Annotated in this window: 14 protein-coding genes; 7 read left to right on the top strand and 7 right to left on the bottom strand. The window is 67.1% G+C overall.

Annotated elements, in window-relative coordinates; all coding sequences use genetic code 11:
* The first annotated feature begins 18 nt into the window (after positions 1–18).
* Both JOZ00_RS08425 and JOZ00_RS08420 read left to right on the top strand, forming a co-directional pair.
* Positions 19–867: an SDR family oxidoreductase gene (locus JOZ00_RS08425; protein ID WP_293342383.1), complete on the top strand. Its 849-nt coding sequence runs from the start codon at positions 19–21 to the stop codon at positions 865–867.
* A gap of 46 nt (positions 868–913) precedes the next feature.
* Complete coding sequence (locus JOZ00_RS08420) at positions 914–3307, top strand: phosphoketolase family protein (RefSeq protein ID WP_293342380.1); 2394 nt, start codon at positions 914–916, stop codon at positions 3305–3307.
* 103 nt (positions 3308–3410) lie between these two features.
* Here the strand turns inward: JOZ00_RS08420 and JOZ00_RS08415 are convergent, their stop codons facing one another.
* Positions 3411–3548, bottom strand: coding sequence for a hypothetical protein (locus JOZ00_RS08415; RefSeq protein ID WP_293342378.1), 138 nt, complete (start codon positions 3546–3548; stop codon positions 3411–3413).
* A gap of 91 nt (positions 3549–3639) precedes the next feature.
* On the opposite strand from JOZ00_RS08415, the gene JOZ00_RS08410 reads away from it, so the two are divergent.
* Together JOZ00_RS08410 and JOZ00_RS08405 are read left to right on the top strand one after the other, a co-directional pair.
* On the top strand, positions 3640–4206 hold the full coding sequence (locus JOZ00_RS08410; protein ID WP_293342375.1) for an ABATE domain-containing protein: 567 nt from the start codon (positions 3640–3642) through the stop codon (positions 4204–4206).
* 44 nt (positions 4207–4250) lie between these two features.
* Positions 4251–5012 carry a CPBP family intramembrane glutamic endopeptidase gene (locus JOZ00_RS08405; RefSeq protein WP_293342372.1) on the top strand — a complete coding sequence of 254 codons (762 nt, stop codon included), beginning with the start codon at positions 4251–4253 and terminating at the stop codon, positions 5010–5012.
* A 6-nt stretch (positions 5013–5018) separates the two neighbouring features.
* Here JOZ00_RS08405 and JOZ00_RS08400 read toward each other — a convergent pair whose 3' ends face one another.
* The 6 genes from JOZ00_RS08400 to modA all read right to left on the bottom strand — a co-directional run bounded on the left by JOZ00_RS08400 (position 5019) and on the right by modA (position 10503).
* Positions 5019–6047 carry a zinc-binding alcohol dehydrogenase family protein gene (locus tag JOZ00_RS08400; RefSeq protein WP_293342369.1) on the bottom strand — a complete coding sequence of 343 codons (1029 nt, stop codon included), beginning with the start codon at positions 6045–6047 and terminating at the stop codon, positions 5019–5021.
* 49 nt (positions 6048–6096) lie between these two features.
* Entirely contained in the window at positions 6097–6396 is a 300-nt protein-coding gene (locus JOZ00_RS08395) for a GlsB/YeaQ/YmgE family stress response membrane protein (protein WP_293342366.1), read from the bottom strand.
* 146 nt (positions 6397–6542) lie between these two features.
* A complete protein-coding gene (locus JOZ00_RS08390; RefSeq protein ID WP_293342363.1) occupies positions 6543–7691 on the bottom strand; it encodes an alanine and proline-rich secreted protein Apa in 1149 nt (382 codons plus the stop codon).
* A 107-nt stretch (positions 7692–7798) separates the two neighbouring features.
* Positions 7799–8908, bottom strand: a complete 1110-nt coding sequence (locus JOZ00_RS08385) for a sulfate/molybdate ABC transporter ATP-binding protein (RefSeq protein ID WP_293342360.1) — start codon at positions 8906–8908, stop codon at positions 7799–7801.
* Complete coding sequence (locus JOZ00_RS08380) at positions 8905–9708, bottom strand: ABC transporter permease (protein ID WP_293342358.1); 804 nt, start codon at positions 9706–9708, stop codon at positions 8905–8907. The genes JOZ00_RS08385 and JOZ00_RS08380 overlap by 4 nt, the downstream gene beginning before the upstream one ends.
* A 6-nt stretch (positions 9709–9714) precedes the next feature.
* Positions 9715–10503, bottom strand: coding sequence for a molybdate ABC transporter substrate-binding protein (gene modA / locus JOZ00_RS08375; RefSeq protein WP_293342355.1), 789 nt, complete (start codon positions 10501–10503; stop codon positions 9715–9717).
* Positions 10504–10746: 243 nt separating this feature from the next.
* Here modA and JOZ00_RS08370 point away from each other — a divergent pair, with 243 nt between their 5' ends.
* From JOZ00_RS08370 to JOZ00_RS08360, 3 genes are all read left to right on the top strand, one after another.
* Positions 10747–11424, top strand: coding sequence for an SDR family oxidoreductase (locus tag JOZ00_RS08370; RefSeq protein ID WP_293342352.1), 678 nt, complete (start codon positions 10747–10749; stop codon positions 11422–11424).
* Positions 11425–11472: 48 nt separating this feature from the next.
* Positions 11473–12390 (top strand): LLM class F420-dependent oxidoreductase, encoded by a 918-nt coding sequence (locus tag JOZ00_RS08365; protein WP_293342349.1) that lies wholly within the window; start codon positions 11473–11475, stop codon positions 12388–12390.
* A 178-nt stretch (positions 12391–12568) separates the two neighbouring features.
* A partial coding sequence (locus JOZ00_RS08360) for an NAD(P)/FAD-dependent oxidoreductase (protein WP_293342346.1) occupies positions 12569–13738 on the top strand: 1170 nt, incomplete at its 3' end.

Here is a 13738-nt window from a genome sequence, read left to right as displayed (position 1 = left end):
GATTTGGGAGGGACGGAAATGGCGGACACCGCATCGATCGGCCTCAAGGTGCGCGGCAAGGTCATCGCGATCACCGGGGGCGCCCGCGGAATCGGTTTGGCGACCGCGACCGCGTTGCACAACCTGGGCGCCAAGGTCGCGATCGGCGACGTCGACGAGGTGCGGGTGAAGGAATCCGGGGCCGCGCTCGGACTCGACGTCTACGCCAAACTCGATGTCACGGACCCGCATTCGTTCTCCGAGTTCCTGGACGAGGTCGAACGCCAGCTGGGCCCCATCGACGTGCTGGTCAACAACGCCGGCGTCATGCCGCTCGGCCGGATCATCGACGAGCCGGACGCGGTCACCCGGCGCATTCTCGACATCAACGTCTACGGCGTCATCCTGGGCAGCAAGCTCGCGGCGCAGCGCATGGTCGACCGCGGATCCGGGCACGTCATCAACATCGCCTCGCTTGCCGGGGAGACGTATCTCGCGGGGGCCGCCACCTACTGCGCCAGCAAGCACGCGGTGATCGGCTTCACCGATGCCGCCAGGATCGAATACCGGCAAACCGGCGTGAAGTTCTCGGTGGTCATGCCGACGTTCGTAAACACCGAGCTGATCGCCGGTACCTCCGGGGTCAAGGGGATTCAGAATGCTGAGCCGGCCGACGTCGCCGAGGCGGTCGTCAAGTTGGTGGCTCGTCCCAAGCCGCGGGTGCGCGTCACCAAGGCGGCCGGTGCCATCATCGCGTCGCAGAAGTTCATACCGCGCGCGCTGTCCGAGGGTCTCAACCGCGTGCTCGGCGGCGAGCACGTCTTCACCGACGACGTCGACGTCGACACTCGTCAGGCCTACGAATCGCGGGCCCGCGGCGAGGAGTGACTTTCGCTTCTGGCGATGTTCACTCATGCCACGCAGAATCGGCTAAGTGAGCGTAGAAACCCGGACCCCAGCTGCCCTTGCCGACAACGAACTCGATCTGATCAATGCTTACTGGCGCGCCGCCAACTATTTGTCCGTCGGACAGATCTACCTGCTCGACAACCCACTGCTGAACGAACCGCTGTCGTCCGAGCACGTCAAACCCCGGCTGTTGGGCCACTGGGGTACCACCCCGGCGCTCAACCTGATCTACGCGCATTTGAACCGGATCATCAGGGACCGCGAGGCCGACGTCATCTACGTCACCGGGCCCGGCCATGGCGGTCCCGCCCTGGTCGCCAACGCCTATCTCGAGGGCACCTACAGCGAGGTGTACACCGGCATCGAGGAGGACACCGACGGGATACGAAAACTGTTCCGGCAGTTCTCTTTTCCCGGTGGCATCCCGAGCCATGTGGCGGCTCAGACGCCCGGATCCATCCATGAAGGCGGCGAGCTCGGCTACGCGCTGGTGCATGCCTACGGCGCGGCTTTCGACAACCCGTATCTGGTGGTGGCGTGCGTGGTCGGCGACGGCGAAGCCGAAACCGGACCGCTGGCCGCCAGTTGGCACTCCAACAAGTTCCTCAACCCCGTCACCGACGGCGCGGTGCTACCCATCTTGCAGCTCAACGGCTACAAGATCGCCAACCCGACGGTGTTGGCCCGCCTGCCGCATCACGAGCTCGAATCGCTGCTGCGCGGCTACGGCTACCGCCCGATCACGGTCGCCGGTGACGACCCGGCCAACGTGCACCAGCAACTGGCGGCCGCTCTCGACGACGCCTTCGACGACATCGCAGCCATTCAGGATGCGGCCCGCGGTGGCAAGGCGCTGGAGCGACCCGTGTGGCCGATGATCGTGTTGCGCACACCCAAGGGCTGGACCGGGCCGAAGGTGGTCGACGGCAAGAAGGTCGAGGGCACCTGGCGATCGCACCAGGTCCCGCTGTCCGAAACCCACACCAATCCCGAACACCGCGCGCTGCTTGAAGATTGGCTGCGCAGTTATCGGCCCGAGGAGCTCTTCGACGGCGACGGCAGGCTGCGCCCCGAGCTGCGGGCGCTGGCCCCCACCGGTGATCGCCGGATGAGCGCCAACCCGCACGCCAACGGCGGCGCGTTGCTGCACGACCTCGACCTGCCGGATTTCCGCGACTACGCGGTGACGGTGTCGCGGCCGGCCGCCGCGATGCATGAGGCCACCCGGCTGCTGGGCACCTTCCTGCGGGACGTGATCGCCCGCAACCGGGACCGGTTCCGCTTGATGGGTCCCGACGAGACCGCGTCGAACCGGCTGGACGCCGTCTTCGGGTCCACCGACAAGGTGTGGCTCTCCGAGGTCGGTCCCGATGACGAGAACCTCGCACCCGACGGCCGCGTGATGGAGGTGCTCTCCGAGCACCTGTGCCAGGGCTGGTTGGAGGGGTATCTGCTGACCGGTCGGCACGGCCTGTTCAACTGCTACGAGGCGTTCGTGCACATCGTGGACTCGATGCTGAACCAGCACGCGAAATGGCTCGCCACCAGCCGTGAGCTGCCGTGGCGGCGTCCGATCGCGTCGCTGAACTACCTGCTCACCTCCCACGTCTGGCGCCAAGACCACAACGGTGCGTCGCACCAGGATCCCGGGTTCATTGACCTGGTCGCGAACAAGCGCCCGGAGTTGACCAGGGTCTACCTGCCGCCGGACGGCAACACGCTGCTGTCGGTGGCCGACCACTGCCTGCGCAGCCGTGACTACATCAACGTCATCGTCGCCGGAAAGCAGCCGGCGCTGTCCTACCTCGACATGGACGAAGCCATCGCGCACTGCACGCGCGGACTCGGCATCTGGCCGTGGGCGAGCACCGCGACCGCCGAGCCCGACGTGGTGCTGGCCTGCGCCGGGGACGTCCCGACGCTGGAGACCCTGGCCGCCGCCGAGATCCTGCGTCGCGAACTGCCGGATCTGGCGGTGCGGGTGATCAACGTTGTCGACCTCATGCGGCTGCTGCCAGAAACAGAGCACCCGCACGGGCTACCGGAACGCGAGTTCGACGCGCTGTTCACCCGCGACAAGCCGGTGATCTTCGCGTACCACGGCTACCCCTGGCTGATCCATCGGCTGACCTACAGTCGCGCCAATCACCACCAGCTCCATGTGCGGGGCTTCAAGGAGCGCGGCACCACGACGACGCCGTTCGACATGGTGATGCTCAACGATCTTGATCGCTTCCACCTGGTCATGGACGTGATCGATCGGGTCGACGGATTAGGCAGTCGGGCCGCGATGCTGCGTCAGCGGATGGTCGACGCCCGGATCGCCGCGCGTACCTACACCCGGGAGCACGGCGAGGACGATCCGCAGATCGCAGGCTGGACTTGGGAGTCGAGCGAGCAGAACGAACGCAGTGAGTGATGGGAGCGAGACGACCCATATAACCGGGGAGTCGAGCGAACGCAGTGAGTAGAACGAACGCGGGAGGGAAACGACCTGTTCAACCGGGAGCTGATTAGCGGAATCAGCCCTGGTTGATGGGGGGCTTTGGCTCGGGGTCGATGCGCCAGATCCAGTTGCCGTGCAGGGGTCTGTCGATGGCGAGGGCGCCGAGCGGCGCGAAGACGAAGATCGAGAGCAACGTCCATATTGATGTAGCCATTGTTGACTCCTCGCCCGAATTCATCGGCCTGTGTAACCGTCTTGAATAGTTACATCTTGCGCGCGATTGTGAAACCTGTCAAGGTGGTTACATGGCGTCATTCAAATTCGTGAGCGGACGGCGGTGCTTGGACTTCGTGGGCACGCTGAAATATCGCACGTCAGCGCGTGAGGAGTTGTTGACCGTTCCACAGCAGCTGTCGACCTGGGCGGTTGAGTCCGGGTTGGTGGATGCAGCGATCGAAATCAGCGACGCCGAACTCGCGGCCGCGATCTCGCTGCGCGAAGCCATCTACCGGATCGTGGTGGCACGGCTCGAGGGCACCCCGCTCGCAGCCGCCGACATCGACCTGCTCAACGAGCACGCGTTGCAACCCCAGCTCACCCCCCTGTTGCACGCGAACGGCTCGGTCAGCCGCGCCGGCACCGTGTCGCTGCTGCTCGCGACGCTGGCCGCGGATCTGCTCGACCTGCTTGCCGGCTCCGACGCCGAAAAGATCAAGGAATGTTCCGATCCGGGCTGCACGCGCCTCTACCTCGATGCGTCGCGGGCCAAGAACCGGCATTGGTGCGGGATGGGCACCTGCGGCAACCGCGCAAAGGTCCAGGCTTTCCGCGCGCGCCAGCACGCCGCAGCGGGCGCATCTAAGATCTCCTGAACAGTCTGAGCTGGCCGAACGGGGTTCGCGGGTAAACTTGACCAATGCTTGACGCGCCCATTGCCGCCGACACTCATCCCGTGTTGTCGCAGCTGTGGGCGCTGCATCGGTTCCGCCTGCATCTCGACATCGCCGTTGTGGTCGCGGTGTTGGTGTCGACGAATCTGATCGCGCACTTCACGACGCCGTGGGCCAGCGTCGGCACCGTCCCGGCCGCCGCCGTCGGGTTGGTCGTTCTGATGCGGTGCAGCGGGCTGGGCTGGGCGGACCTCGGCCTGGGCCGCGAACACTGGAAATCGGGTTTTGGCTATGCGCTGGCGGCAGTGGCCGCGGTGGCGTTGGTCATCGCGGTTGGTGTGTTGCTACCGATGACCCGGCCGATGTTCATGAACAACCGCTACGCCACGGTCTCGGGTGCGCTGATCGCCTCGATGGTCATCATCCCGCTGCAGACCGTCATCCCCGAGGAGTTGGCCTTCCGGGGCGTACTGCACGGCACGCTGAATCGGGCCTGGGGATTCCGTGGAGTCGCGCTGGCGGGCTCGCTATTGTTCGGTCTCTGGCACGTCGCGACCTCACTGGGGCTGACCGGCAGCAACGTCGGCTTCACCCGGTTGTTCGGCGGCGGCGTCATGGGAATGGTGGCGGGGGTCACGCTGGCGGTGTTGGCCACCGGCGCAGCCGGTTTCGTGTTCAGCTGGCTACGCCGGCGCAGCGGCAGCCTGATCGCGCCGATCGCGCTGCACTGGTCGCTGAACGGCCTGGGCGCACTGGCCGCCGCGCTGGTCTGGCACCTGTCCACCTGAGAGGGCTCAGACCAGCAGCACCGCCGCGCCCGCGATCCGGCCCGCGCTGAGATCCGACAGCGCCCGATCGGCTTCCCCGAGTGGGTACTCCGGCGTCGTCACCTCGATGTGGTGCTCGCCCGCGAAGGCGAGGAACGCACGCGCGTCGCCCCGGGTATTGGATGTGACCGACCGCACCTGGCGCTCCTGAAACAGATGCCGCTGGTAATTGAGGGCCGGGATGTCGGATAGGTGGATCCCGGCTATCGACAATGTGCCGCCTCGATCCAGCGCCTCGAGGGCGGGCAGCACCAGATCGCCGACGGGCGCGAAAAGTATTGCGGCGTCCAATGGCACCGGCGGCGGGTCGGCCGCACCCTGAGCCGACGCGGCACCGAGCTTCAGCGCCAGCTGCTGTGCCTGCACTCCGCGGGTCATCACGTGCACCTCGGCGCCCTGTGCCAACGCCACCTGTGCGGTGATGTGCGCGCTGCCGCCGAAACCGTAGAGCCCGAGGCGTCCGGCCGGCGGTAGGTCGGCACGTTGCAGAGAGCGGTATCCGATGATGCCGGCGCACAACAACGGCGCGAGCTCGCTGTCGCTGTAGCCGCTCGGCAAATGGTGGGCGAATGCGGCGGGCACAGTGGCGAATTCGGCGTATCCGCCGTTGGCGTCCCACCCCGTGTAGCGGGACTCGGGGCACAGGTTCTCGTCGCCGCGGCGGCAATACTTGCAGACACCGCAGGTGTGGCGCAGCCAGGCGATGCCCACCCGGTCGCCCGCATGGAATTCGTCTCCGGCGTCGGCGCCTACTTCGACGACCTCCCCCACCACCTCGTGGCCGGGCGTCACCCGGTCGCGGTGGACGGGAAGGTCACCCTCGGTGACGTGCAGGTCGGTGCGGCAGACCCCGCAGGCGCGCACGGCCACCAGCAGCTCCGACGGCCCGGGCCGCGGCACCTCGGTCGTGACCTGCTCGAGCGGGCCGGTGTCCATCGGCCCGGGGCTGCGCACCTGCCACGCCCGCATTGTCGTGGTGGTCAGCGGCGACGGCATCAATCCATCATGCCGCTAACCACCACGGCCGCAACGGGTTTACCGGGGGTTAGGTTCGTCGGACCATCCCGACGACCCAGAGCAGGATCAGGGCGCCGAGAAGTGCGGTGAAGAAGGTGAAGATCAGGCCGCCACCGGCCGTGTTGACGAAGAAGCTCAGGATGAACCCGCCGATCAGCGCGCCCACGATGCCGATCACGATGTCCATCAGGATGCCGGCGCCGCTACCCCTGATGATTCTGCTGGCGACCGCGCCCGCCAGACCGCCGATGATGATGTAGCCGATCCAGCCGACGCTGGTAAGGGTGCTCGAACGGGCCAGATATTCAGTAGCTGCCATGACGTACATGCGGGTCTCCTTGCAATCGATGGCAACGCCCAGCTGTTTGCTGGGCCGTCATCTCGGTATACCCGCTTTCCATCACGAAACGAGCGCCGAATTGGCGACGGTTACCCGCTCACTCCGAGCGGTACGAAGGAGCCCTTGGGCCAGGGTCAGGCGGACTGTGTCCGTTGGGGCGTTGGCACGGGAGTCGGAGTGACCTCGCCCGCCGGAGCCGGCGCCGGCGCCGCAGGGGCAGGAGCAGGGGCCGCCGGGGCGGGTGCCCCTGGAACCGGGGCCGGTGCTGCCGGAGCGGCCGGCGCCGCCGGGACTGGCGCGGGCGCTGCCGGAGCGGCCGGCCCCCCCGGGCCCGGCGCGGTGCCAGGTGCGGGCGCACCCGGAGCCGGTGCCGCGGGTCCTGTCGCGGGCTGAATCGACTCCGCCAGCGCCTTGGCCGCGCCCTTGTCGACGGGGTCGTTGGCGGTGCCGAGCCACACCACGAACCAGCGTTGCGGGGGTCCGTTCGTCGCGCTCGTCGCGGGCGTGCCGACGACGCCCGTCCAGATCTGTCCGTTCGGCTTGGAGGAATCGCTGAACTTGACCTCGTAGTAGGACGCGCTGCCGGTGATGCCGTTGGCTCCGCCGAGTGTGGAGGTTTCCTGGTTGATCCGGGTGCCGGGATACGGCATGAAGAACTCACCCATGTCCGAGCCCAGCCGAACCGCGGCCTTGGCGTTGTTGGCTTCGGCACTGGCGTAAAGCTTTTGATCCAGGCGCCCCATCACGATGCGGGTGTCGTTGGCGACCGGCGGTGCCTGGTCGGGCATCGGCGGCGGTCCGACGGTCTTACTCAGCAGCGACGAGCCGTAATCGAGGTGGGCCGCATCTGACTGCACCCAACCGGGCGGAAGGACGTAGCTGAACCCGCCGACCGCGTCGGTGAGTCGCCCGACGTTCGGATCCACCGCAGGTGGGGGCGGCGCGTTCGGGTCGACGGGCGGTGGCGGTGCCGCGTTCGGAGCGGCCGGCGGTGGCGGTGCCGCATTGGGGGCGGCCGTCGGCGGCGGTGCGGCATTCGGGGCAGCCGCCGCATTCGGATCCACCGGCGCCGGTTGGCCGTTCGGCGCCTGGGCGGCGGGTGCGGGCGCCACGGGCGGGGCCGCGGTCGTCGTGCTCGGCGGGACGGGGGTCGGAACCTCGGGATCGGCGTACGAGGTCGCCGGCATCGCGAGGGTGAGCGCGCTGGCGCCGGTCACCGTGGCGATCGCCAGGCTCGCCCACATTCCTTTGCGACGTGTCGGGGTCGGTTCCACCTGATCCATGGCGACGAACCTACCGCGTTACGGCTGTGACGCAAGGATGCCTTGCGGACTAATGCACTGCAGTTTTGCCAATTTTTTCGCGCGCGATCCGGGCGCGAACGACCATCTCAATGCGGTGCCGGGTAGAACGCCACTTCGGCGGCTTTGATGGAGAACCACACCCGCTCCCCCGGCGTCAGCCGCAGTTCTGCGGCCGCGTCGACGGTGATTTCCGCGGCCAGGCCCGGCGCGCCGTCCGGTTGCTGATCGCCGCGTACTAACACCGCTGACCCGCGGATGTCCATCTCCGCCACGGCGACTTCGACGCTATTGCGGGGGCTGCCGTGGGGTTCGTCCCGGTAGACGGCCACCGCCGTGGGAGGGAACACCGCTATTGCATTCCGGCCGGCCGCGAGCCCCTGGCCCTGCTCCTGAACGGCGTGCCAGCGCGCGCCCGAGAGTGTGCACAGTGAGCCGTCAGGGTCGATGGTGCCGTTGACCAGGTTGATGCCGGCGATGCGAGCCCCGAAGTGACTGCGCGGCGCGGTCAGCACCTCCGACACGGGACCGATCTCGGCGACCTTGCCGGACTCGAGCACCAGGACCCGGTCGGCCAGGGTAAAGACGTCCAAGAGGTCATGGGTGATCAGGATGACCGCGCAGCCGGTGCGGCTGACGACGCCGCGCAGCACCGCGCGGATCGCCGCGGCCGCGCCGACGTCCAGGCCGGTGAGCGGCTCGTCGAGCAGCAGCATGTCGGGTTCGGCCGCCAGGGCGCGCGCGATTGCCACCCGTTGGGCCTGACCGCCGGACAGCTGCCTGGGTTTCCGGTCGGCGAGGTTCTCGGCATCCACCTCGCGCAACCAGCGCAGCGCCGTCGCCTTCTCCCGTGCGCGATCCGTACGGAGCGTGCGGAACCACCCGGGACGGCTGTGCGGCCCGAAGGCGACATTGGCGGCGACGCTCATGTGCGGAAACAGCAATGGGTCCTGCAGCAGCAGCCCCACCCGCCGGTCATGTGTGGCCACGTCGACCCCGGCCGCGGTGTCGGTCAGCACCCGGTCCCCCAACCGCACCAGGCCGTCATCGGGGCGAACCAGGCCCGCGATGACGTGCAGGACGGTCGACTTGCCCGCCCCATTTGGCCCCAACACCGCAAGCACCTCGCCCGCGGCCACCGAGAACTCGACGTCCACGTCTCGATCCGCCACCACGGCGCGCAGCGACAACTCGCTCACAGCCGCCACCTCGTGTCGGTCCCGGCCAGGCGCCGGGCGCCCACACCCAGCACCACCAGCGCCGCCACCGCCACCAGCAGGATCGACAACGCGACCGCCGCATCGGCGTCGCTCACCCGTTGCAAGTAGATCTCCAGGGGCAGCGTGCGGGTGACACCTTGCCGGGAGCCCGCGAAGGTCAGCGTCGCGCCGAACTCCCCCAGGGAGCGGGCGAACGCCAGCACCGCGCCGGAAACCATGCCCGGCAGCAGCAACGGCAGCGTGACGCGCCACCAGATCGTGCTGGGCCGCGCCCCCAGCGTCGCCGCCACCACCTCGAAGTCGGCGCGCGCGGTGCGCGCGGCGCCTTCCAGCGAAATCACCAGGAACGGCAGCGAGACGAACGTCTGCGCCAACACCACGGCGGTGGTGCTGAACGCGATGCTGAGGCCGGCGGCCTCGAGGTACCGACCGAGTAGTCCGACCCGGCCGAACGCGTAGAGCAGCGCGATCCCGCCTACCACCGGCGGCAGCACCAGCGGCAGCAGGATCAGCGGGCGCAGCAACCGGACCGGTCGCGCCGTGCTGCGCGCCAGCACCAGCGCCATCGGAACGCCGAACAGCACGCACAGCGTGGTGCTGGCGGCGGCCGTTTTCAGGCTCAGCAAAAGCGCCGTCTTCGACGACGAGCTGGTGATCAGTGACCAGAAATTCGGCCAGTCAACCTTGACCGCGATCGCCACCAACGGCAGCACCACGAAGGCGGTTCCCATGGCGGCCGGCACGAATACCCAGCGCGGCACGTCCGTCGGCCGATACACGGTGAATCAGGGTTTCGCGAAGCCGGCCTGGGCCAAGACGTTCTGCCCTTTGTCGCCGGTCACCAGGGCGACAAACTTCTGCGCGATCCCCGACTGGGGCGCGCCCTTCAACACGGCGATGGGATAGACGTTCACCGCGCCGGCCGCCTCCGGGAAGTTGACGGTCGCGACCTTGCTGCCGGCGCTGTGGGCATCGGTGACGTAGACCAGGCCGGCGTCCGCCTGCCCGGTGGTGACCTTGTTCAGAACGTCGGTGACGCTGAGTTCCTCACTGACCGGGTTGAGGTGAATGCCCGTGCTGCCTTCGATGCGCTGGGTCGCCGATCCGCACGGCACCGGCTGCTGGCACGTCACCACGCTGAGGCCGGGCCTGGTCAGGTCGGCGAGCGTTCCGATGTGCTTGGGATTGCCCGGCGCGGTGACGATGACGAGCGTGTTCGACGCGAAGTTCGTCGGAGTGCCGGCCGTCAGGCCCGCCTTGACCACCTTGTCCATCTGCGCGGTGTCGGCCGATGCGAAGAGGTCGGCGGTCGCGCCCTGGGTCAGCTGTGTCGCGAGGTCCGATGAGCCACCGAACTCGAAATCGACGCTGCTGCCCGGGTTGTCGGATTTGAACTGCTGACTGAGCTGCGTGAACGCGGGCTTCAGCGAGGCGGCGGCGAAGACCACGATCTTTCCCTCGGAGGCCTGGGAGGGCTGGGAAGACGAGGACGAGGATGATTTCGAACTACAGCCGATCAACCCGGCCATCAGCATCGTCACACCCACACCGGCCAGGATCGGAATCCGACGCATGGATGCACCCTAACCGCCGACGATGCGGTCCGCCTACGGCAAAACGGGCGCAAAAGAGCGGCGGCCGAATAGTTACGCAAATGATCCGCGCGTCGCGGCGCCGGAGATTTCGCCGAGTAGCTACTGTCCAGTAACATCACCAACAGTGATGCCATAACGCGCTGAGATCCCAGGCAAGTCTCTTCGGTGGTTTGCCAGACGGAACCGCCAAGGTCTGGGTTCAAGGTTGAACACGAGGAGGTCATGGCAGTGGAGGTGCTGGTCACCGGTGGGGACACCGAACTGGGGCGCACGGTAGCCGAAGGCTTTCACGACGCCGGTCACAAGGTGACCCTCGTGGGCGCGCGACGTGACGACCTGGAGATCGCCGCCAAGGAGCTGGACGCGGACGCGATCGTCTGCGACACCACCGACCCGGGCAGCCTCGAATCGGTGCGTGGCCTGTTCCCGCATCACCTCGACACCATCATCAACGTGCCGGCTCCGTCCTGGGACTCGGGCGACCCGCGCACCTACTCGTTGTCCGACACGTCCAAAGCGTGGGGCGCCGCCCTCGACGCGACCGTGCTGTCAGCGGTGCTGACCGTGCAGGCCGTCGGCGACCACCTGCGCTCGGGAGGCTCCATCATCAGCGTCGTGACCGAGAACCCGCCCGCGGGCAGCGTCGACGCCGCAGTCAAAGCGGCGCTTTCGAATTGGGTCGCGGGGCAGGCCGGCATCTTCGGCACCCGCGGGATCACCGTGAACGCGGTGGCGAGCGGGCGCAGCGCGCAGGCCGGGTACGACGGACTCTCGCGCACGCCCCCGCCGGTGGCCGCCGAGGTCGCTCGCCTCGCACTGTTCCTGACCACTCCGGCGGCCCGCCACATCACCGGCCAGACGTTGCACGTGAGCCACGGCGCGCTCGCGCATTTCGCCTAGAGCGCACACCCTTCCTCGAACACCGCGCTGGTCGTTACGGTGACTAGCGTGGCTATTCGACTTGGTTTGCAGATTCCCAACTTTTCCTACGGCACCGGGGTGGAGGAGCTCTTCCCCACCGTCATCGCTCAAGCCCGCGAAGCCGAATCGGCCGGATTCGATTCGGTTTTCGTGATGGACCACTTCTATCAACTGCCGATGCTGGGGTCCCCCGACCAGCCGATGCTGGAGGCCTACACCGCCCTGGGCGCGCTGGCCACCGCCACCGAACGGGTGCAGCTGGGGACCCTGGTAACCGGTAACACGTACCGCAACCCCACGCTGCTCGCCAAGGTCATCACCACGCTCGACGTGGTGAGCCAGGGCCGCGCGATTCTGGGCATCGGCACCGGCTGGTTCGAACTCGAACACGAACAGCTGGGCTTCGAATTCGGCACCTTCACCGACAGATTCAACCGGCTCGAAGAGGCCCTGCAGATCATCCTGCCGATGATCAAGGGCGAGCGGCCGACCTTTTCGGGGCAGTGGTACCAGGTCAGCGAGGCGCTTGCGAACCCCCGCTTGCGCGACCACATTCCGCTGATGATCGGCGGCAGCGGTGAAAAGAAGACAATTCCGCTAGCCGCAAGGCATTTCGATCACCTGAACATCATCGCCGGATTCGACGAGCTGGCCCGCAAGGTTGAGGTTGTGCGTCGCAGCTGCGAAGAGGCCGGCCGCGACCCGGCGACGCTGGAGACCAGCACGCTGACAACCGTGCTGGCCGACGAGAATATGAAGCCCGATCAGATTCCCGCGGAGATGACGCAGCGCATGGTCGTCGGCTCGCCGGAATCGGTCGCCGAACAGCTGAAGACCAAGGTGCTCGACGCCGGGATCGACGGGGTGATCATCAACCTGCCCTTCTACACCCCCGGTGTGGTGACCGCTATCGGCGAAGCGCTGCGTCCCGTCGTCGGCGTGTAAGTTGGCGCGCCCCGGGCGCATTGGGACATGACGAGCATCACGTTCACCGACCAGGCGTGATGTTGCGATGTGGTTGATTACACAGGCGTACCAGCTAGGTTTCGGGGTATTCGCCTGACTAGCGTGGTAGCTAATGCACTCGCATGTCCAAAAGCCCGCGTCAGGAGCATCGGAATCCATGAGCCCCCAGCCAGAAACCACAGCTGGATCCGAACGTCGCCATCAAGTCGTCATCATCGGATCGGGTTTCGGTGGACTCAACGCGGCAAAGAAACTCAAGCACGCGAACGTCGACATCAAGTTGATCGCGCGCACCACCCATCACCTGTTTCAGCCGCTGCTGTACCAGGTGGCGACGGGCATCATCTCCGAGGGAGAGATCGCCCCACCGACCCGCGTGGTGCTGCGCAAGCAGCGAAACGTCCAGGTGCTGCTGGGTAACGTCACCCACATCGACCTGGACAACGGCAACGTCGTGTCGGAGCTGCTCGGCCACACCTACGACACGCCTTATGACAGCTTGATTATCGCCGCGGGCGCCGGCCAGTCGTACTTCGGCAACGACCACTTCGCCGAGTTCGCGCCCGGCATGAAGTCGATTGACGATGCGCTGGAGTTGCGCGGCCGCATCTTGAGCGCTTTCGAACAGGCCGAGCGGTCAAGCGATCCCGAGCGCCGCAAGAAACTGCTGACGTTCACCGTGGTCGGCGCCGGCCCCACCGGTGTCGAAATGGCCGGGCAGATAGCCGAATTGGCCGAATACACGTTGAAGGGCGCTTTCCGGCACATCGACTCCACCAAGGCGCGCGTGATCCTGTTGGACGCCGCTCCCGCGGTGCTGCCGCCGTTCGGCGAAAAGCTGGGCGAACGGGCGCGCGCCCGGCTCGAGAAGATGGGCGTGGAGATTCAGCTGGACGCGATGGTCACCGACGTGGACCGCAATGGCATCACCGTGAAGGACCCCGACGGCAGCGTCCGTCGCATCGAGTCGGCCTGCAAGGTGTGGTCCGCCGGAGTCCAGGCCAGCGGTCTGGGCAGGGATCTGGCCGAGCAGTCGGAGGTCGAACTCGACCGTGCCGGCCGGGTCAAGGTGCTGCCCGACCTGTCGGTCCCCGGACACCCGAACGTGTTCGTCGTCGGCGACATGGCGGCCGTCGAGGGAGTGCCAGGGGTGGCGCAGGGGGCAATCCAGGGCGCCAAGTACGTCGCCAACGCCATCAAGGCCGAACTCGGTGGCGCGAATCCCGCAGAGCGTGAACCCTTCCAGTACTTCGACAAGGGCTCGATGGCCACGATCTCCCGGTTCTCCGCGGTCGCCAAGATCGGGCCGCTGGAGTTCAGCGGCTTC

The sequence above is a fragment of the Mycobacterium sp. genome, assembly GCF_019243155.1.
Taxonomy (GTDB): domain Bacteria; phylum Actinomycetota; class Actinomycetes; order Mycobacteriales; family Mycobacteriaceae; genus Mycobacterium.
This window is presented reverse-complemented; position numbering and strand designations above follow the sequence as displayed.